Below are 19,210 nucleotides of genomic sequence, written 5' to 3'. Positions count from 1 at the left end.
ACTTTTAGGGAAACACCATGTCCGACGTCGAAAACCAACCGTTCTTCAACATCCAGCGCGTCTACCTGAAGGATATGTCGCTCGAGCAGCCGAATTCGCCGGCGATCTTCCTCGAGCAGGACATGCCGTCGGTTGAGGTCGAAGTCGATGTCAAGGCCGACCGCCTCGCGGAAAGCGTGTTCGAAGTCGTCGTGTCGGGTACCGTCACCGCGAAGGTGAAGGACAAGGTCGCGTTCCTGATCGAAGCGAAGCAGGCCGGCATTTTCGACATTCGCAACATTCCGGACGAACAGCTCGACCCGCTCGTCGGCATCGCCTGCCCGACGATCCTGTTCCCGTACCTGCGCTCGAACATCGCCGATGCGATCACGCGCGCGGGCTTCCCGCCGATCCACCTGGCGGAAATCAACTTCCAGGCGCTGTACGAGCAGCGTCTCGCGCAGCTTCAGCAGCAGCAGGGCGGTGCCGCAGCAGGCGCGCCGAACGGCTCGACGCTGAACTGACGTTTCACTCGGACCGGTGCTGGGTATGAAAGTAGCCGTTCTCGGCGCCGGTGCCTGGGGCACCGCGCTCGCGGGCCATCTGGCCGCGCGGCACGATACGCTTCTATGGGCGCGCGACGCCGCGCTCATCGCCGGGCTGCAGGCCCGGCACGAAAATTCCCGTTATCTGGACGGCATCGCGCTGCCTGACGCATTGCGCTACGACGCCGATCTCGGCGCCGCGCTCGCGCATGGCGCCGCGGACGACGCGCTATGCGTGATTGCCGCGCCCGTGGCCGGGCTGCGCACGCTGTACCACGCGATGCGCGACGCCGGCTGCGTGCCCGCGCATGTCGTCTGGGTCTGCAAGGGCTTCGAGGCCGACACGCATCTGCTGCCGCATCAGGTGATCGCGGCCGAGCTGCCCGAACAGCACAGCAACGGCGTGCTGTCGGGGCCGAGCTTTGCGCGCGAGGTCGGGCTGTCGCTGCCGGTCGCGCTGACGGTGGCGAGCGTGTCCGCCGAATGCCGCGAGCGCACGCTCGCCGCGTTCCATCACGGCGCGATGCGGATCTATACGGGCGACGACGTGGTCGGCGTCGAGGTCGGCGGCGCGGTGAAGAACGTGCTGGCGATCGCGACCGGCATTGCCGACGGCCTCGGCCTCGGGCTGAACGCGCGCGCCGCGCTGGTCACACGCGGCCTCGCCGAAATGTCGCGGCTCGGCGTCGCGCTCGGCGGCCGCGCGGAAACCTTCACGGGCCTCACGGGCCTCGGCGACTTGATCCTCACCGCGACGGGCGACCTGTCGCGCAACCGCACGGTCGGCCTGCAACTGGCGGCCGGCCGCACGCTGAACGATATCCTCGGCGCACTCGGCCACGTGGCCGAAGGCGTGCGCTGTGCGCAGGCCGTGCTGGCGATCGCGCGCGCGCAGTCGATCGAGATGCCGATCACCGAAGCCGTGTGCGGCGTGCTGTTCGACGGCATTGCGCCGCGCGACGCCGTCAGCGGCCTGCTGCGGCGCGACGCGCGCGCCGAGTAGCGCGAACCGGCGCCGCCCGGTACGGTCGCACCAAGCGCGCGGCGCCAAAGCGCACTACGCTTGAACAGTCTCCGGCGTTCCGGGAGGTTGTCATGCTGCGGATCCATTCCACCACGCTCGACGCGCAGCTCGTCGACATCACGACGCTCGATGTCGATGCGATCGTCAACGCCGCGAACGGCTCGCTGCTCGGCGGGGGCGGCGTCGACGGCGCGATCCACCGCGCGGCCGGCCCCGGCCTGCTCGCCGAGTGCCGCACGCTCGGCGGCTGCGACACGGGCGACGCGAAGCTCACGCGCGGCCACGGGCTGCCGGTGCGCTACGTGATCCATGCGGTCGGGCCTGTGTGGCACGGCGGCGGGCGCGGCGAGGCCGATCTGCTCGCGTCGTGCTACCGGCGCGCGATCGAGCTGGCCGAGGAGGTTGCCGCGACGTCGATCGCGTTCCCGGCGATCAGCTGCGGAATCTACCGCTATCCGGCCGAAGAGGCTGTCGACATCGCGGTCGGTACCGTTGCCGAAATGCTGCCGCAGGCGCCTAACCTCGCACGCGTGGTGTTCGCGTGCTTTTCCCCCGACATCTACGACCTGTATCGCGCGCGGCTCGCGCGTGCCTGACACGTCCCGCGGTGCGGGCCGCGCCCGGCACGCGTCAGGCGCCGCCTTCGAAGCCGGCCTGGCGCCACGCCTCGAACACGACCACCGCGACCGTGTTCGACAGGTTCAGGCTGCGGTTGTCCGGCCGCATCGGCAGGCGCACGCGCTGTTCGCTCGGGAAGCGTTCGAGCAGCCCGGCGGGCAGGCCGCGCGTCTCCGAGCCGAACACGAACCAGTCGCCGGGCAGGAACGCATGATCGTGGAAGCGGCCCGAGCCGCGCGTCGTGAACGCGAACATCCGCGCGGGATCGGGCGATTCGGCCGCGACGAACGCGTCCCAGTCGCGGTGCACGCGCATCTGCGCGTATTCGTGATAGTCGAGGCCGGCGCGGCGCATCCGCGCGTCGTCGAGCGGAAAGCCGAGCGGCTCGATCAGGTGCAGGTGCGCGCCGGTGTTGGCGCACAGGCGGATCACGTTGCCGGTGTTCGGCGGGATTTCGGGGGCGACGAGGACGACGTTGAACATGTTTCGGTTTGGCTGGGCCGGCCGGGGCGGAGCAACGCGCGCTCGTTCCCGGCCGGCCGGTTCGTGACGGCCGCGTTCGGGCGGCCGGCCTCTCTATCTAATTAATCCCTGGCAGTGCGCAGCGCAACCAGATTCGTCACGCGTGCGGCGCCCGCCGCTTTCAGCGCGTGCGCGGCCGCCGCGAGCGTCGCGCCGGACGTCATCACGTCGTCGACGAGCGCGACGTGGCGGCCGGCGACGCCGCCTGCCACCGCGAACGCCGCCATCACGTTGTCGCGCCGTGCTTGCCGGTCGAGCCGCGACTGCGGCGCGGTGTCGGCGACGCGCGCGAGCAGCGCCGCATCCGAGTGCACGCCGAGCCGGTGCGCGAGCGGACGCGCGATCGCCCACGCCTGGTTGTAGCCGCGCGCGACGAGCCGCCGGTGCGACAGCGGCACCGGTGCGACCAGGTCGAAGCCGCTTGCGCCGCGCGTATCGTCGACCAGCCGGGCGAGCCGGGCTGCGAATTCGGCGCCGAGCGCGAGCCGCGCATGAAACTTCAGGCCGCGCGCGAGCCCGTCGAGCGGCGCGCGGTAATCCGCGAGCGCGAGCGTCGCATCGAACGGCGGCGGCTCGGTGCGGCATGCGTCGCACCGATACGCGGCCGCGCGGCCGGTGCCGGTGTGCCCGCCACGGGGCGGGCGCGAATGCGGTTGCCCGACGCCCAGCGGCAGCGCGCAGACGTCGCAGCGCAGCCGCGCCTCATTCCAGTACGCGGCGTCGCAAGCGCCGCAAATCACGGCATGTGACAAATTGCCGCACAGTGCGCAGCGATTCGGCAGCGTGACCGCGGCGACGCGCGCTGCCAGCGCGCGAACCTGCGACAAAACGACGCGCATCGTGCGCGGAGCGGAACGGTGGGTCATCGCGAACACTCCTGGCGGCCCCGTCTCGATGAAGCCTGCGGGGCGAGCGAGTATACTTCGGGCTCTTCGCCAGTGTGCCCGACATGTCCCCAGCTTCGACTTCAACCAGCCGTCCGGCCAATGACGCCAGGCGCCTGCGGCGGATCTTCGACCGCCGTGCTGCCACGTTCGACGCGGTCGCATTCCTGCCGCGCGAGATCGCGCAGCGAATGAACGAGCGCCTCGAATACATCAAGGTGAGCCCCGCGGCCGTGCTCGATGCGGGCTGCGGCCCGGGCGACGACCTGCCGGCGCTGCGCGCGCGCTTTCCGGAAGCGCCCGTCTTCGGCGTCGACCTGTCCGGCGCGATGCTCGCGCGGGCCGGTCAGCGCGAGGTCGAGCAGACGAGCTGGCGCCGCTGGCTGCCGGCTTCGCTCGGCCGGGCGCTCGGCCCGCGCGGCCCGCGCGTCGCGCAGGCCGACTTCGCCGCGCTGCCGTTCCCGGGCGGCGCGTTCGACCTGATCTGGTCGAATCTCGCCCTTCACTGGCATTCGCGCCCCGATGCGGTGCTGCCCGAATGGCAGCGCGTGCTGCGCGTAAACGGGCTGCTGATGTTCAGCACGCTCGGTCCCGACACGCTGCGCGAACTGCGCGCGGCCTGCGCGGACGCCGAAGCGGCGCTCGGCATCGCGCCGCCCGCCGCGCGAGTGATCGATTTCGTCGACATGCACGACCTCGGCGACATGCTCGTCGAGAGCGGCTTCGAGATTCCCGTGATGGACCAGGAAGTGCTGACCGTCACGTACAAATCCTCCGACTCACTGCTGGCCGACGTGCGCCGCTGGGGCGCCTATCCGTTCGAGCGCGCGGCGCCGCAGCGCGAGACGCGGCGCTTTCGCGCGGCGCTCGGCGACGCGCTGGAAGCGCGCCGGCGCGCGGACGGCACGATTCCGCTGACCTTCGAGGTGATTTACGGCCACGCGTGGAAGGCCGTGCCGCGCACGACCGCCGAGGGGCACGGGATCGTGCGCATCGAGGACATCGGAAAGGGACGTCCGAAGAATCGGTAAAGCGGTAAAGAGGGGTTTTGTTATGTCTGGAATTAGCGGCGCAAAGCGGGGTCGAATTGGCGCCAAAAATGGCCGGAAAGCTTGTCGCACTTGGCTTGCGGGGCGATAGGCGCTTGCTTGTGGATGCCATTGAACCCGCCTATAATGCGTCAGCTTGTCGCCCTGGGGTCCCCGCAATACGGGGCGACGAGTCCGATGCAGGCATGCATCGCATGCCATTCGCGTGAGGCGGCGATGGAAGCAGCGAGGGTTTCGGCAGAGACGACGAGCGGCGAACCGGTCCTCGAAGACTGGCTCATGAAACGCAACTGTTCGGCGTCGCCACGCCAGTTCGTGCTGTTTTACGCGTCGCTCGCGGGCTTCTCGCTGGTGATCGCGGCGTTGTTGATGTGGCGGGGGGCTTGGCTCGTCATGCCCTTCACCGGAATCGAGTTGCTGGCGGTGGGTGTCGCGTTTGCGATCTATGCCCGCCATGCGGTCGATTACGAGCGCATCAGGCTGTTTCCGCACCGGCTCGTGATCGAGCGGATGGATGCGGAGCGGCTCACGCTGATCGAATTCAACCCGCGCTGGGTGCGGGTCGAGCCGGGTGCGACGCCACGCGATCCGATTCGACTGGTATCGCGCGGGCAGACCGTCGTAATCGGGCAGCATCTCGCGCAGTACAAGCGTGCGCAGTTCGCCGACGAACTGCGCGTGTCGCTCAGGCGCTGCGGCTGACGAGGCGCGGGCACCGGCCGGGAACAGGCCGGCGGCTTGCGACGGGGGAGGGTTTGAATGGAAATTTTGGGTAAGGATGCTATGAAAACAATCAAGCGAGCCCTCACGGGCGTGCTGGCATGCAGCGGATTGCTCTTTGCCGGTGCCGCCCTGGCGGTCGGTGATAGCCCGGGCGGCCCCCGTGTCAACGAGATCAACTTTCAGCCGCCTGTCACGAAGATCGCCGAGGAGCTCTACGATCTCCACACGATGATGCTGATCCTGTGTACGGTGATCTTCGTCGCCGTGTTCGGCGTGATGTTCTATTCGATCTTCGCGCATCGCAAATCCAAAGGCCACAAGGCCGCCAATTTCCATGAAAGCACGACCGTCGAGATCATCTGGACGATCGTGCCGTTCGTCATCGTCGTGCTGATGGCGCTGCCGGCGACGAAGGCCGTCGTCGCGATGAAGGACACGACGAACGCCGATCTCACGATCAAGGTCACCGGCTACCAGTGGAAGTGGGGCTACGACTACGTGAAGGGTCCGGGCGAGGGCATCGGCTTCCTGTCGACGCTCGCGACCCCGCGTGACGAAGTGATGGGCAAGAAGCCGATCACCGACACCTATCTGCAGGAAGTCGACAACCCGCTCGTCGTGCCGGTCAACAAGAAGATCCGCATCATCACGACCGCGAACGACGTCGTCCACTCGTGGTACGTGCCCGCGTTCGGCGTGAAGCAGGATGCGATTCCCGGCTTCGTGCGCGACACGTGGTTCAAGGCCGACAAGGTCGGTACCTTCCGCGGTTTCTGTACCGAGCTGTGCGGCAAGGAACACGCGTACATGCCGGTCGTGGTCGAAGTCCTGTCGGAAGACGACTACGCGAAGTGGGTGACCGCGCAGAAGGCCAAGCTGGCCAGCGCGTCGGTCGATCCGAACAAGGTCTATACGATGGCCGAACTCGTCGCGCACGGCGAGGAAGTCTACAAGACGAACTGCGCGGCCTGCCACCAGGTGAGCGGCAAGGGCCTCGGCGCCTTCCCGGCGATGGACGGCAGCCCGATCGTGAACGGCCCGATCGCCGGTCACGTCGAGCGCGTGCTGCACGGCAAGGGCGCGATGCCGTCGTGGGCATCGCTGTCGGACCTCGACATCGCCTCGGTCATCACGTACGAGCGCAATTCGTGGGGCAACCACAAGAACGACCTGCTGCAGCCGAAGCAAGTGGCTGACGCGCGCAACGGCAAGATGCCGGAAGACACGGCAGGCGCAGCGGCGCCGGCTGAAGCGGCTTCGGCGCCGGCGCAAGCCGCGTCGGGCGCAGCCGAGCAGCCGGCGGCAGCGTCGGCATCGGCATCGGCCACGGCCGCACTGTCGACGATCTACTTCGAGACGGGCAAGAGCGAACTGCCGGCCGACGCGAAAGCGGCGATCGCCGCCGCGGCCGACTATGCGAAGGCGCATCCGGACGCGAAGCTCGCGCTGTCGGGCTTCACCGACAAGACGGGCTCGGCCGGCACGAACGCCGAACTGGCCAAGCATCGTGCGCAAGCCGTGCGCGACGCGCTGAAGGCAGCAGGCGTGGCGGAAGACCACATTATTCTCAAAAAACCGGAAACGATCTCGGGCGGCGCTGACGCGAAGGAAGCGCGGCGTGTCGAGATCGGCCCGGCGGCTTGACGTGTCGCTGAGTTAGTCGACGTATTCGCATTAGGAGATTCTCATGTCTAGCATCGGGCACGACGTAGCCGCGGACCACGCGCACGACGACCACGCGCACGCAACACCGCACGGCTGGCGGCGCTGGCTGTTGGCCACCAACCACAAGGACATCGGTACGCTGTACCTGCTGTTCTCGTTCATCATGTTCCTGTCGGGCGGCGTGATGGCGCTCGGCATCCGTGCCGAACTGTTCGAGCCGGGCCTGCAGATCATGCGTCCGGAGTTCTTCAACGAACTCACGACGATGCACGGCCTGATCATGGTGTTCGGCGCGATCATGCCGGCGTTCGTCGGCTTCGCGAACTGGATGATTCCGCTGCAGATCGGCGCGTCCGACATGGCGTTCGCGCGGATGAACAACTTCAGCTTCTGGCTGCTGCCGGTCGCGGCCGTGCTGCTGGTCGGCTCGTTCTTCGCGCCGGGCGGCGCGACGGCCGCCGGCTGGACGCTGTATGCGCCGCTGTCGACGCAGATGGGCCCGGGCATGGACTTCGCGATCTTCGCGGTCCACTTGATGGGCGCGTCGTCGATCATGGGCGGGATCAACATCGTCGTGACGATCCTGAACATGCGCGCGCCGGGCATGACGCTGATGAAGATGCCGATGTTCGCATGGACGTGGCTGATCACGGCCTACCTGCTGATCGCCGTGATGCCGGTTCTGGCAGGTGCGATCACGATGGTGCTGTTCGACCGCCACTTCGGCACGTCGTTCTTCAACGCGGCAGGCGGCGGCGACCCGGTGATGTACCAGCACATCTTCTGGTTCTTCGGCCACCCCGAGGTGTACATCATGATTCTGCCGGCGTTCGGGATCGTGTCGCAGGTGATCCCGGCGTTCGCACGCAAGACGCTGTTCGGCTATAGCTCGATGGTGTACGCGACGGCTTCGATCGCGATCCTGTCGTTCATGGTCTGGGCGCACCACATGTTCGCCACGGGCATGCCGGTCACCGGCCAGCTGTTCTTCATGTACGCGACGATGCTGATCGCCGTGCCGACGGGCGTGAAGGTGTTCAACTGGCTCGCGACGATGTGGCGCGGCTCGATGACGTTCGAAACCCCGATGCTGTTCGCGATCGGCTTCCTGTTCGTGTTCACGTTCGGCGGCCTGACGGGCCTGATGCTTGCGATGGCGCCGCTCGACATCCAGTATCACGGCACCTACTTCGTGGTGGCGCACTTCCACTACGTGCTGGTGGCAGGCTCGTTGTTCGCGCTGTTCTCGGGCTGGTACTACTGGGCGCCGAAGTGGACGGGCTGGATGTACAACGAGACGCGCGGCAAGATCCACTTCTGGGCGTCGATGATCTTCTTCAACCTGACGTTCTTCCCGATGCACTTCGTCGGTCTCGCGGGCATGCCGCGCCGCTACGCGGACTACCCGGCGCAGTTCACGGACTTCAACCAGGTTGCGACGATCGGCGCATTCGGCTTCGGCCTCGCGCAGGTGTACTTCCTGTTCGCGGTCGCGCTGCCGGCCTACCGTGGCGGCGGCGAGCTGGAAAAGGCGTCGGACAAGCCGTGGGATGGCGCGACGGGCCTCGAGTGGACGGTGCCGAGCCCGGCTCCCTTCCACACGTTCGAGCAACCGCCGCACGTCGAGTAAGTTTCACAGTGCGCTCCGCCGCTGCCTGCCGCGCAGGCAGGCGCGGCGGGCGCCGAACCGAAGTTTCAGATGAACCGGAATCCACAAGAAAGACGAACGCCCGAGCAGATTCGCGCGGGCAACAAGCGGCTCGGCCTTATCCTGCTCGTCATCGCCGCCGTTTTTTTTATGGGTGTCGTGATCAAGCAGTGGTGGTTGTCCACCCACTGATGCAGTAACTGACGCAGTAGCGAGGAAGTTGTCGTATGTCGAAGCCGGAAGAGGGCGCCGTCGATCGCGCGTTCAATCGTTCGATGCTGGTGAAGCTCTTCGTCGTGGCAGGGCTGATGTTCGGTTTCGGCTTCGCGCTGATCCCGATGTATCGGGCGATCTGCCAGATCACCGGCATCAACAACCTGGTGCAGCGCGATGTCAGCGAGCGCGAGGTGAAGAACTCGCAGGTCGACACCAGCCGCACGGTGTCGGTCGAGTTCGATGCGAACGCGCGCGGCCCGCTCGGTTTCAAGCCGGAGCACAACAGTCTCGACGTGCATCCGGGCGAACTGACGACGATCGTGTACGACGTGACGAACGGGCAGGGCAGGCCGGTCGTTGCGCAGGCGATTCCGAGCTACGCGCCGAAGCAGGCGACGGAGTTCTTCAAGAAGATCGAGTGCTTTTGCTTCACGCAGCAGACGCTGGCCGCGAACGAGTCGCGCAAGATGCCGGTGGTGTTCGTGATCGATCCGAAACTGCCGAAGGACGTGAAGACGATCACGCTGTCGTACACGTTCTTCGAGCTGAATACGCCGGCCGCGCCGGCGCCGGCGCAGCGTAGTACCGCGGCGCAGGGCGCGGCGACGCCGGGTGCATGACGACGGAGGCGGGGCGATGACGGAGGGCAAGCGCGGCGGTTTCGGCCAGGCAGTGAGAGCCGTGTTGTGGTCGTTCTTCGGGGTGCGCAAGCGGCGCGACCTGGAGGCCGACGCGACGCAGTTGAATCCGCTGCACGTGCTGATCGTCGCGTTGATCGCGGCCGGCGTGTTCATCGGCGTGCTGATCCTGATCGTGCGTGCCGTCGTGGGCTGAAGCCCGCGGGCACGAAAGAATGCAGTGCGCGGCGCCACGGCGCTGCGTGCAGGAAAGAGCGGCGGTGGTTGCGCCGCGCAAGAAATAAAGCCGGAGCGGTTTCCGGTACACAAATTGGACTGAAGTGGAGAATCAAGCATGAGCGGTCAAAACCAGACCCCGTACTATTTCGTGCCGCATCCGTCGCACCATCCGATCAGCGCGGCCATCGGCCTGTTGGTCATGCTCGGATCGGCGGCGCTGTGGATCAACGGTCACGACTGGGCGCCGTTTACGTCGCTGCTCGGCCTGCTGTGGTTGCTCTTCACGCTGTATCACTGGTTCGGCGACGCGATCGCCGAATCGGAAGGTGGTCAATACGGCAAGAACGTCGACAAGTCGTACCGCTGGAGCATGAGCTGGTTCATCTTCTCGGAAGTCATGTTCTTCGGTGCGTTCTTCGGCGCGCTGTTCTATGCGCGTGAAATCGCGCTGCACCAGCTCGGCAGCCTTGACTACAAGCTGATCTGGCCGGATTTCTCCGCCGTGTGGCCGAACGAAGGCCCCGCCGCGCTCGCCGGTCACTTCAAGACGATGGGCCCGTGGCCGATCCCGACGCTGAACACGGCATTCCTGCTGTCGTCGGGCGTGACGCTGACGATCTCGCACCACGCACTGCGCGACGATCATCGCAGGAAAGCAATCGCATGGATGGCCGCGACGCTCGCGTTCGGTATCTGCTTCCTGTTCCTGCAGGGCTTCGAGTACTACCACGCATACAACGAACTGAACCTGACGCTGAACTCGGGCGTGTACGGTTCGACGTTCTTCCTGCTGACGGGCTTCCACGGCTTCCACGTGTTCCTCGGCGGCACGATGCTCGCGGTGGTGCTGGTGCGGATGATCCGCGGCCACTTCACGCCCGATCACCACTTCGCATTCGAAGGCGCCGCGTGGTACTGGCACTTCGTCGACGTCGTCTGGCTCGGCCTGTACGTCGTCGTCTACTGGCTGTAAATGGAAAAACGGCCCGCGCGGCAATGCGCGGGCCGTTTTCATTGGTGTTGACCTGGCAGCGGCTGGCTGTCGGCCCGCACCACCCTGGCGCCGCCGCGACTCAGTCAGGCGGCGCTTTTGCTTGGTGGCGATGCCGTGCGGCGAAATGTCACAGCGGGTCGTGGTGCCCGCAGCGGTACATGCATCAACGCCCGATCGGCAGGCCGGTCGAATGGATCCAGCCCATCCAGTTGGCGAACAGGATGAACAGGAACAGCGAGACCGACAGCCCGACGCGGGTGGCGAGCGACCAGGCCATGCGTTTCGTGTGGCCACGGTCGTGCATCATGAAGTAGAGCGCCGAGCCCATGCTGGCAATGATGAGGACGAAGGCGATGGGAACGAGTATGTGCATGACACGAACCGGACGACGGCAATTCGAAAGGAAGGGGATAATTATCGCACTTCGCTTTCGCGAATGTACCGGGCGGGCCGCACGATGAAGATTCGCTGGCTGCCTGCGCTGCTGATCCTCGTCGTCGTCGCCGCCACGATCCGTCTCGGTTTCTGGCAGCGCGACCGCGCGCACCAGAAGGAAGCGCTGCAGGCGAGCATCGTGCGCTACGAGCATGCGGCGCCCGTCGACGTCGGCGCGCAGCCGATTCCGCTGGCGTCGATCGAATTTCATCGCGTGCGTGCGACGGGCCGCTTCACGCCCGAGCAAGCGGTGTTCCTCGACAATCGGCCGTATAACGACCAGCCGGGTTTTTACGTCGTGATGCCGTTTAAACTCACGGGCGGCGGCGTCGTGCTCGTCAACCGTGGCTGGCTGCCGCGCAACATCGCCGATCGCACGGCGATCGAGTCGTTCGCGACGCCCGCGGGCGACGTCGAGATCGTGGGCATTGCGCGCGCCGACGCGTCGCGCGCGTTCGAACTCGGCGAAGGCGGTTCGGCGGCGCACCAGAAGATCCGGCAGAACCTGGACGTCGCCGCGTATGCGAAGGAAACGGGGCTGCCGCTGCAGCCGTTCGTGATCCAGCAGACGAGCGACGACGGCGACAAGCTCGTGCGCGACTGGCCGGCGGCGACGACCGGCGTCGAGCGCAATTACGGTTACATGTTTCAGTGGTGGGCCATGGCGGCGGCCGCGCTCGGTTTCGGCCTGTACGCCGCGCGGCGTGCGGCGAAGAAGTCGGCCGGCGCGTGAGCGCCATGCCAGGACGCGGCACAAGCGCCGCGGGTTCGTTTCGAGAGGTCTGATTTGTCCATGCAATCTTCCCGTCAGGGTCCGGCCGCCAAGCCGGTTTCGCCGGCGGCCCGCAAGCGCGGCCGCTGGATGCTCGTGCTGCTGGGGCTCGTGTGCGCCGCGCCGATGCTCGCGTCGTACTTCACCTATTACGTGATCAAGCCGAAGGGCGGTTCGACGAACTACGGCACGCTGATCGAGCCGCAGCGGGCGATCCCGGCGGATCTGCAGGTCACCGACGAAACCGGCAAGACCGTGCCGCTGTCGTCGCTGCGCGGTGTGTGGCTGTTCGTGATGACCGACAGCAGCGCGTGCGACGAAGCCTGCGCGCAGAAGCTCTATTTCATGCGCCAGATCCGCGTCACGCAGGCGGGCGAACGGCACCGGATCACGATGGTGTGGCTGCGCAGCGATGCGGGCGCGACGCCGCAGAAGGTGCTCGAGGCCTACCCGGACACGCGCCGGCTCGTCGCCGATCCGGCTGCGGTTGCCGCATGGCTGCCGGCCGACGCCGGCACGCGGGATACCGACCACATCTACATGGTCGACCCGAACGGCAACCTGATGATGCGTTTCCCGAAAGATCCGAATCCCAGCAAGATCAAGGCAGACGTGACGAAGCTGCTGAAGTGGTCGAGCATCGGCTAAGGCGAGACAACGAGGCACACATTCCGATGTCGTATCTACTGCAACTCGGCCTGATCGGCTTCTGCATCGCGCTGCTGCCGCTGTCGTACGTGTGGGTGAAGGCCGACGACAACAAGTTCCGCCAGCTCGTGTGGATCACCACGTTCCTCACGCTCGATCTCGTGATGTTCGGCGGCTTCACGCGGCTGACCGATTCGGGGCTCGGCTGCCCCGACTGGCCCGGCTGCTACGGCACGTCGTCGCCGTTCATCGCGCACGCCGCGATCACGGCCGCGCACCAGGCGATGCCGACGGGCCCCGTCAGCATGTCGAAGGCGTGGATCGAGATGATCCACCGCTATTTCGCGATGGCGATCGGCGTGCTGATCATCGCGCAGGTCGTGATCGCGTGGTCCGCGCGGCTGCGCCGCCGCCCGCTGCACGTGTCGCCGTGGTGGCCGACGAGCCTGCTGCTGCTGATCCTCGTGCAGGGTGCATTCGGCGCGTGGACGGTCACGATGAAACTGCAGCCCGTGATCGTCACGATCCACCTTCTGCTCGGCCTCACGCTGCTCGGCACGCTCGGCTGGCTCGCGGCGCGGCAGACGCCGCTGCCGTCGCATGATCCCGAGGCCGGCCGCTACCGTGCGGCCGCGCTCGCGGCGCTCGTGCTGCTGGTCGTGCAGATCGCGCTCGGCGGCTGGGTGAGCACCAACTACGCGGTGCTCGCGTGCACCGACTTCCCGACCTGCAACGGCCAGTGGATCCCGCCGATGGACTTCCAGCACGGCTTCCACCTGTGGCGCGCGCTCGGGATGACGAAGGACGGCGACGCGATCACGCAGGACGCGCTGGTCGCGATCCACTGGACGCATCGTACGTTCGCGTTCGTCGTGGTCGCGTACCTGGTCGCGTTCGCGCTGAAGATGCGCCGCTTCGAATCGCTGCGGCGGCCCGCCAACGGCGTGCTGCTGGTCGTGCTGCTGCAGTTCGTGACGGGCCTGACCAACATCGTGCTGCAGTGGCCGCTGCCGGTCGCCGTCGCGCACAACGGGGGGGCTGCGATCCTGCTGCTGCTCGTCGTCATGTTAAACTTTCGCATCCTTTCAAGCCGCCCTGGCCGTGTCGCGCTGCCTGCGCGCGACGCTGCCCCGGCGTGACCGCCCCCATGCAAAGCACCCTCTCCCAATCGCTCGGTAGCCGCTTTTCCCAATACATGGCGCTGACGAAGCCGCGTGTCACGCAGCTCGCGGTGTTCTGCGCGGTGATCGGCATGTTCCTCGCGACGCCGGGCATGGTGCCGTGGCATGTGCTGATCGGCGGCACGGTCGGCATCTGGCTGCTGGCCGGCGCCGCGTTCGCGATCAACTGCCTCGTCGAACAGAAGATCGACGCGATGATGCGCCGTACCGCATGGCGCCCGTCCGCGCGCGGCGAGATCACGTCGCCGCAGATCCTGCTGTTCTCGGCCGTGCTCGGCAGCGCCGGCGCGTGGACGCTCTATACGTTCACGAACCCGCTGACGATGTGGCTGACGATCGCGACGTTCGTCGGCTACGCGGTGATCTACACGCTGCTGCTCAAGCCGATGACGCCGCAGAACATCGTGATCGGCGGCGCGTCGGGCGCGATGCCGCCGGCGCTCGGGTGGGCCGCGGTCACCGGCGCGGTGCCCGGCGACGCGTGGATCCTCGTGCTGATCATCTTCGTGTGGACGCCGCCGCATTTCTGGGTGCTCGCGCTCTATCGCCGCAAGGATTACGAGAGCGCGGGGCTGCCGATGCTGCCCGTCACGCACGGCGAGAAGTTCACGCGGCTGCACATCCTGCTGTACACGGTGATCCTGTTCGCGGTCACGCTGATGCCGTTCATCTCCGGGATGAGCGGGGTTGTCTACCTCACGAGCGCGGTGCTGCTCGGCGCGGTGTTCCTCGCGTATGCGTGGAAGATCTACCGCGACTATTCGGACGCACTCGCCCGCAAGGCCTTCCGCTACTCGATCGTCTATCTGTCGCTGCTGTTCGCCGCGCTGCTCGTCGATCACTATGCACGCCCGCTGCTCGGCGTGTAACCGCACGGTTTGAACGCAATGCTCCATTCACGGTTCGGGCGCCGCGCGCGCCAAGGCTGGATGCTCGCATGCGCATTCACGGCAGCGCTGCTGCTCGCCGGATGCGACAACGCGCCGAAATTCCAGAATCTCGACATCACCGGCAACACGCAGTTCGGCAACGACTTCTCGCTGCCCGATACGGCCGGCAAGGTGCGCACGCTCGCCGATTTCAAGGGCCGGGCCGTCGTGATGTTCTTCGGCTATACGCACTGTCCGGACGTGTGCCCGACGACGATGGCCGAGCTGTCCGAGGCGCTGAAGCAACTCGGGCCCGATGCCGCGAAGCGCGTGCAGGTGCTGTTCGTCACCGTCGATCCGGAGCGCGACACGCCTGCGCTGCTCGGCCAGTACGTGCCCGCGTTCGATCCGTCGTTCATCGGCCTGCGGCCGGCCGACGAAGCGGCGCTGAAGAAGGTCACGAAGGATTTCCGCGTCTACTACGCGAAGGTGCCCGGCAAGACGCCCGGCAGCTACACGATGGATCACACCGCCGCGAGCTACGTGTTCGACCGCGACGGCAAGCTGCGCCTGTTCGTGCGCGACGGCCAGGGCCCCGGCCCGTGGGTCCACGACCTGAAGCTGCTGGTCGACTGAACGGCATCCGCCGGGCGCACGGCCCGGCGATCGCGTGACGGCCGCCACGCGCCGTTGCGCATTCTCTCCCCTCGTTGTTTGCATGCGCCGCCCGTCGGGCGGCACGTCGGCCTGCGCGCGCGTCGCGCAGGTGTCGCGTTACGGCAGCGCGGGCACGTTGAAGCCCGATGCGGCGCGCGTGATCCGGAATTCCGTCACGCGATACGTGGCGAGCCCTTCGGTCACGAACGGGTCGGTCTTCAGGATCGTGTCCAGTTCGTCGCGATCGATGCGCGCGGCGAGGATCACGCCGCCTTCGCGCGGCACCTTCGGTCCCGCCGCGATGAAGATGCCCTTGTCGAGCAGCGGCTGCAGATACGCACGGTGGCGTTCGAGCGCGTCGTCGATGCGCTCGAGCGACGCGGTGTAGTGGATGTCGATGACGTACATGGATGGCCCTGGAATGGCGCCGGCGCTTCGCGCGCCGGCCAGCCGGTCTTTTTAGCACAGCGAATGCGGGCTGTCGCGCCGGCGGTCGCGTTGCGGGGCGAGGGCAGTGGGTCGGCCGCGTGTTCATCGCGCCGGCCCGTATTCAAGTTGTAAGCCTCGTTGCCGTAAATAGAAGGGCAACCGTTTGCGCGCGACGGGCCGTTCGTGCGCATCGACATCGACAACAAGGCACGCAGATGAGCAGAATGAGTTTGAACCGCAAGCTGTGGCTCGCGCTTGCGCTGGTATGGATCGGTCTCCTGGGCGTCGGCGCATGGAGCGCCTACGAGACGCGCGCGACGATGCTCGCCGAACGCAAGGCCGGCATCGCGAATCTCGTCGACTCGGCGGCCGGCGTGGTGAATGCGTATCACGCGCTTGCGCAGAGCGGCACGCTGCCCGAGGCCGACGCGAAGCGCGACGCGCTCGCGAGCCTGGCCGCGATGCGCTACGGCGATTCGGGCTACGTGTTCGTGATGGACTCGCAGCCGGTCGTGCTGATGCATCCGACGCTGCCGAAGCTGGTCGGCACGCAGGTCGGCGACTATCTCGATCCGGACGGCAAGCCGCTGTTCGTCACGATCCTGAACGCCGCGAAGGCGACCGGCAGCGGCTTCGCCGAATATCGCGGGCGGCTGCCGCACAGCGAGACCGCCGTGCCGAAGATCAGCTACGTCACGCGCTTCGCGCCGTGGGACTGGAACATCTCGAGCGGCGTCTTCCTGAAGGACATCGACACCCTCTACTACCGGACGCTGCTCGGCCACCTCGCGGTCGTGTTCGTGATCGGCTTCGTGATCAGCGCGGCGATGCTGGTGATCATCCGCAACGTGCGCGGCAGCCTCGGCGGCGAGCCCGACGAAGCGGCCGCGCTCGCGACGCGCATCGCGCAGGGCGACCTGACGCAGCCGGTGCCCGTGCGCGCGGGCGACCGCACGAGCATGATGGCCGCGATGCACGACATGCAGGCACGGCTGCAGGCGACGATCGGCGGGATTCGCCAGTCGGCCGAAGCGATCGCGTCGGCGAGCCGCGAAATCTCGGCCGGCAACGACGACCTGTCGCAGCGTACCGAGGAGCAGGCCGCGTCGCTGGAAGAAACGGCCGCGAGCATGGAGCAGCTGACCGCGACGGTGAAACAGAACGCGGACAACGCGCGGCAGGCGAGCGGGCTGGCGAACAACGCGTCGGACATCGCGCGCACGGGGAGCGACGTCGTGAACCGCGTGATCGGCACGATGGGCGAGATCGACGACAGCTCGCGCAAGATCGCCGACATCATCGGCGTAATCGAGGGCATCGCGTTCCAGACCAACATTCTCGCGCTGAACGCGGCGGTCGAGGCCGCGCGCGCGGGCGAGCAGGGCCGCGGTTTCGCGGTGGTCGCGGGCGAAGTGCGCTCGCTCGCGCAGCGCAGCGCGACGGCCGCGAAGGAGATCCGCGAGCTGATCGTCGATTCGGGCGAACGTGTGCGCAACGGTTCGACGCTCGTCGGCCAGGCCGGCACGACGATGGGCGAGATCCTGCAGGCCGTCGCGCGCGTGACCGACATCATGGGCGAGATCGCGGCCGCGTCCGAGGAGCAGGCGAGCGGCATCACGCAGGTCGGGCGCGCGGTCACGCAGATGGACCAGGTGACGCAGCAGAACGCGGCGCTCGTCGAGGAGGCCGCCGCGGCCGCCGCGTCGCTGCAGGAACAGGCCGCGCGGCTGCGCGACACGGTTGGCGCGTTCCGGGTCGGCGACGCCGGCGGCCTGTCGCCGCGCCGGGCCGGCGAGCGGGCGGTCGAACCCGCGTTCGGCACGAAGGCGGCCGACGGGGCAGTGGTCGCGTGACGCGGGCTGGTTGATGCGCGTCACGCACAAATGCAACTAACAGCCAAGCCTCGCATCCGCCGCCAGCACCGCCGAGGTGCATACCCATATGAGCGGGATGTATTTCACTTCCCGCCGATCCTGTGACACCATTTGCCCCTTCCTGCGAGTCGGGGCATACCCGTATCGCGCCCCATTTAAAGTAAGCAAGAAAGCGAGAAACAGATGAAGCGTCGCAGTCTCCTGAAGGTATTTTCCGTGCTGGCCACTGGTGCAGCGCTGACGCTGTCGGCGGGCGCGCACGCCGAAGACAAGGTGATCAAGGTCGGCACGGTCGCCGGCCCGGATTCGGAAGTATGGCAACTCGTGCAGAAGGTCGCGAAGGAGAAGGAAGGCCTGAACGTGAAGGTCATCGAGTTCAACGACTACGTGCAGCCGAACGCGGCGCTCGACTCGGGCGACCTCGACGCGAACAGCTTCCAGCACCAGCCCTACCTCGACAGCCAGGTGAAGCAGCGCGGCTACAAGATCGTCAGCGCGGGCCTGACCTACATCTCGCCGATGGGCGTGTACTCGAAGAAGTTCAAGGCGCTGAAGGACCTGCCGCAAGGCGCGAAGCTCGCGGTGCCGAACGATCCGTCGAACGAGAACCGCGCGTTGCTGCTGCTGCAGACGCAAGGCGTGATCAAGCTGAAGGCGGGCGCCGGCACGGGCGGCAACAACGCGACGGTGCTCGACATCGCCGAGAACCCGAAGAAGCTGAAGATCTCCGAACTCGATGCCGCGCAACTGCCGCGCGTGCTGTCGGACGTCGACGCGGCCGTGGTCAACACGAACTACGCGCTGGCCGCGAACCTGCAGCCGACCAAGGACGCGATCGCGCTCGAAGCGCTGACGAGCCCGTACGCGAACCTGATCGCCGTACGCGCGAAGGACAAGGATCAGCCGTGGGTGAAGAAGCTGGTCAAGGCGTACCAGTCGCCGGAAGTGAAGGAGTTCATCAAGAAGCAGTTCAAGGGCTCGATGGTTGCGTCGTTCTGAACGCCGCACACCGGTCGGACCGCTGAACGGAAAGGGCCTGCATCGCGCAGGCCCTTTTTCATTGGCGCGCCCGACCGACGGCTGCGCGGCGCCCGGCGTTCAGCGCTGGCTCACATATCGCCGCGCCGCGAGCAGATCGCCATGATCTGCTGGATCGCGTAGTTGTCGCGCACGCCCGGCAGTGATTGCACCACGCACTCGTGAAAGCGCCGCTCGCGCGGCAGCAGCATCGCGTTGTTGTGGTACAGCGCGTCGCAGGAGCGCTGGATCAACTGGGCCGCCGCGCCGTTGCGGCTTTCGCGCAGCGCGTTGAGCATGCAGTCGTCGTACTGCGCATCGCCGTCGGTCAGCGCGAAGGCCGCGACCGGCAGCGCCAGCGCGACGGCCGCGAATGCGATTGCACGGATCCCCCGTTTCATCGGCCCTCCGATGGAGTGAATTGGGTCGGTCGACAGCATAACGTAAAGCCGCGAGCGCGGCTGATGCGTTGCGCGGACACCGGCGGGAACCGCCGCCGGCCGGGCTTCGCGCGCGGTCGCGGCGCCCCGGTGGGTGCCGCGATCCGGTGCGCCGAATGAAAGCGCGGAGTCAGGCGGTGGTCTGCTGAAATGGTATCCTCATG

23 protein-coding genes are annotated in these 19,210 nt (G+C 66.9%); 18 read left to right on the top strand and 5 right to left on the bottom strand.

Annotated features, from left to right (window positions below; genetic code table 11):
- Positions 1-17: 17 nt before the first annotated feature.
- The 3 genes from secB (at position 18) to CUJ89_RS15830 (ending at position 2,144) form a co-directional block, all read left to right on the top strand.
- The gene (secB, locus tag CUJ89_RS15840; RefSeq protein WP_114178147.1) at positions 18-503 is read left to right on the top strand and encodes a protein-export chaperone SecB; all 486 of its coding nucleotides are present in this window, start codon (positions 18-20) and stop codon (positions 501-503) included.
- A gap of 25 nt (positions 504-528) precedes the next feature.
- Positions 529-1,527 (top strand): NAD(P)H-dependent glycerol-3-phosphate dehydrogenase, encoded by a 999-nt coding sequence (locus CUJ89_RS15835; protein WP_114178146.1) that lies wholly within the window; start codon positions 529-531, stop codon positions 1,525-1,527.
- A 92-nt stretch (positions 1,528-1,619) separates the two neighbouring features.
- The gene (locus tag CUJ89_RS15830; protein ID WP_114178145.1) at positions 1,620-2,144 is read left to right on the top strand and encodes an O-acetyl-ADP-ribose deacetylase; all 525 of its coding nucleotides are present in this window, start codon (positions 1,620-1,622) and stop codon (positions 2,142-2,144) included.
- Between the two features lie 34 nt (positions 2,145-2,178).
- Here the strand turns inward: CUJ89_RS15830 and trmL are convergent, their stop codons facing one another.
- Together trmL and CUJ89_RS15820 are read right to left on the bottom strand one after the other, a co-directional pair.
- Positions 2,179-2,649, bottom strand: coding sequence for a tRNA (uridine(34)/cytosine(34)/5-carboxymethylaminomethyluridine(34)-2'-O)-methyltransferase TrmL (gene trmL / locus CUJ89_RS15825; RefSeq protein ID WP_114178144.1), 471 nt, complete (start codon positions 2,647-2,649; stop codon positions 2,179-2,181).
- A gap of 101 nt (positions 2,650-2,750) precedes the next feature.
- Positions 2,751-3,554 carry a ComF family protein gene (locus tag CUJ89_RS15820; protein WP_114178637.1) on the bottom strand — a complete coding sequence of 268 codons (804 nt, stop codon included), beginning with the start codon at positions 3,552-3,554 and terminating at the stop codon, positions 2,751-2,753.
- An 83-nt stretch (positions 3,555-3,637) separates the two neighbouring features.
- Here CUJ89_RS15820 and CUJ89_RS15815 point away from each other — a divergent pair, with 83 nt between their 5' ends.
- The 8 genes from CUJ89_RS15815 (at position 3,638) to CUJ89_RS15785 (ending at position 10,703) form a co-directional block, all read left to right on the top strand.
- Positions 3,638-4,603 carry a methyltransferase domain-containing protein gene (locus CUJ89_RS15815; RefSeq protein WP_114178143.1) on the top strand — a complete coding sequence of 322 codons (966 nt, stop codon included), beginning with the start codon at positions 3,638-3,640 and terminating at the stop codon, positions 4,601-4,603.
- A 195-nt stretch (positions 4,604-4,798) separates the two neighbouring features.
- A complete protein-coding gene (locus CUJ89_RS15810) occupies positions 4,799-5,323 on the top strand; it encodes a DUF2244 domain-containing protein (protein WP_114178142.1) in 525 nt (174 codons plus the stop codon).
- 57 nt (positions 5,324-5,380) lie between these two features.
- Positions 5,381-6,988 carry a cytochrome c oxidase subunit II gene (gene coxB, locus CUJ89_RS15805; protein ID WP_114178141.1) on the top strand — a complete coding sequence of 536 codons (1,608 nt, stop codon included), beginning with the start codon at positions 5,381-5,383 and terminating at the stop codon, positions 6,986-6,988.
- 43 nt (positions 6,989-7,031) lie between these two features.
- Positions 7,032-8,639: a cytochrome c oxidase subunit I gene (gene ctaD / locus CUJ89_RS15800; RefSeq protein WP_114178140.1), complete on the top strand. Its 1,608-nt coding sequence runs from the start codon at positions 7,032-7,034 to the stop codon at positions 8,637-8,639.
- A 69-nt stretch (positions 8,640-8,708) separates the two neighbouring features.
- A complete protein-coding gene (locus tag CUJ89_RS38280) occupies positions 8,709-8,849 on the top strand; it encodes a cytochrome oxidase small assembly protein (protein ID WP_043187223.1) in 141 nt (46 codons plus the stop codon).
- Positions 8,850-8,884: 35 nt separating this feature from the next.
- Complete coding sequence (locus CUJ89_RS15795) at positions 8,885-9,493, top strand: cytochrome c oxidase assembly protein (protein WP_114178139.1); 609 nt, start codon at positions 8,885-8,887, stop codon at positions 9,491-9,493.
- A 16-nt stretch (positions 9,494-9,509) separates the two neighbouring features.
- The gene (locus CUJ89_RS15790) at positions 9,510-9,707 is read left to right on the top strand and encodes a DUF2970 domain-containing protein (protein WP_114178138.1); all 198 of its coding nucleotides are present in this window, start codon (positions 9,510-9,512) and stop codon (positions 9,705-9,707) included.
- Between the two features lie 138 nt (positions 9,708-9,845).
- Positions 9,846-10,703 carry a cytochrome c oxidase subunit 3 gene (locus CUJ89_RS15785; protein ID WP_114178137.1) on the top strand — a complete coding sequence of 286 codons (858 nt, stop codon included), beginning with the start codon at positions 9,846-9,848 and terminating at the stop codon, positions 10,701-10,703.
- Positions 10,704-10,887: 184 nt separating this feature from the next.
- Here the strand turns inward: CUJ89_RS15785 and CUJ89_RS15780 are convergent, their stop codons facing one another.
- Positions 10,888-11,097, bottom strand: a complete 210-nt coding sequence (locus tag CUJ89_RS15780) for a twin transmembrane helix small protein (RefSeq protein WP_011886099.1) — start codon at positions 11,095-11,097, stop codon at positions 10,888-10,890.
- 84 nt (positions 11,098-11,181) lie between these two features.
- Here CUJ89_RS15780 and CUJ89_RS15775 point away from each other — a divergent pair, with 84 nt between their 5' ends.
- From CUJ89_RS15775 to CUJ89_RS15755, 5 genes are read left to right on the top strand one after another with little or no spacing between them, the layout of a single operon-like run.
- Complete coding sequence (locus tag CUJ89_RS15775; RefSeq protein WP_236654897.1) at positions 11,182-11,892, top strand: SURF1 family protein; 711 nt, start codon at positions 11,182-11,184, stop codon at positions 11,890-11,892.
- A gap of 60 nt (positions 11,893-11,952) precedes the next feature.
- Positions 11,953-12,579, top strand: a complete 627-nt coding sequence (locus CUJ89_RS15770) for an SCO family protein (RefSeq protein WP_114178135.1) — start codon at positions 11,953-11,955, stop codon at positions 12,577-12,579.
- A 26-nt stretch (positions 12,580-12,605) separates the two neighbouring features.
- Positions 12,606-13,718, top strand: coding sequence for a COX15/CtaA family protein (locus tag CUJ89_RS15765; protein ID WP_114178134.1), 1,113 nt, complete (start codon positions 12,606-12,608; stop codon positions 13,716-13,718).
- Between the two features lie 8 nt (positions 13,719-13,726).
- Positions 13,727-14,629, top strand: a complete 903-nt coding sequence (gene cyoE / locus CUJ89_RS15760; RefSeq protein ID WP_114178133.1) for a heme o synthase — start codon at positions 13,727-13,729, stop codon at positions 14,627-14,629.
- Positions 14,630-14,647: 18 nt separating this feature from the next.
- Positions 14,648-15,265: an SCO family protein gene (locus CUJ89_RS15755; protein WP_114178132.1), complete on the top strand. Its 618-nt coding sequence runs from the start codon at positions 14,648-14,650 to the stop codon at positions 15,263-15,265.
- Between the two features lie 138 nt (positions 15,266-15,403).
- Here the strand turns inward: CUJ89_RS15755 and CUJ89_RS15750 are convergent, their stop codons facing one another.
- The gene (locus CUJ89_RS15750) at positions 15,404-15,694 is read right to left on the bottom strand and encodes a YciI family protein (RefSeq protein WP_114178131.1); all 291 of its coding nucleotides are present in this window, start codon (positions 15,692-15,694) and stop codon (positions 15,404-15,406) included.
- 236 nt (positions 15,695-15,930) lie between these two features.
- Here CUJ89_RS15750 and CUJ89_RS15745 point away from each other — a divergent pair, with 236 nt between their 5' ends.
- Both CUJ89_RS15745 and CUJ89_RS15740 read left to right on the top strand, forming a co-directional pair.
- Entirely contained in the window at positions 15,931-17,568 is a 1,638-nt protein-coding gene (locus CUJ89_RS15745; protein WP_114178130.1) for a methyl-accepting chemotaxis protein, read from the top strand.
- A 204-nt stretch (positions 17,569-17,772) separates the two neighbouring features.
- Positions 17,773-18,588 (top strand): MetQ/NlpA family ABC transporter substrate-binding protein, encoded by an 816-nt coding sequence (locus CUJ89_RS15740; RefSeq protein ID WP_114178129.1) that lies wholly within the window; start codon positions 17,773-17,775, stop codon positions 18,586-18,588.
- Between the two features lie 110 nt (positions 18,589-18,698).
- On the opposite strand, the gene CUJ89_RS15735 is transcribed toward CUJ89_RS15740, so the two are convergent.
- Complete coding sequence (locus tag CUJ89_RS15735) at positions 18,699-19,007, bottom strand: VF_A0006 family four-cysteine protein (protein WP_114178128.1); 309 nt, start codon at positions 19,005-19,007, stop codon at positions 18,699-18,701.
- Positions 19,008-19,210 lie beyond the last annotated feature (203 nt).

The sequence above is a fragment of the Burkholderia pyrrocinia genome (assembly GCF_003330765.1).
In the GTDB taxonomy this organism is placed as follows: domain Bacteria; phylum Pseudomonadota; class Gammaproteobacteria; order Burkholderiales; family Burkholderiaceae; genus Burkholderia; species Burkholderia pyrrocinia_B.
The sequence above is the reverse complement of the archived record's forward strand: the minus strand, read 5'-3'. Positions and strand labels throughout refer to the sequence as shown.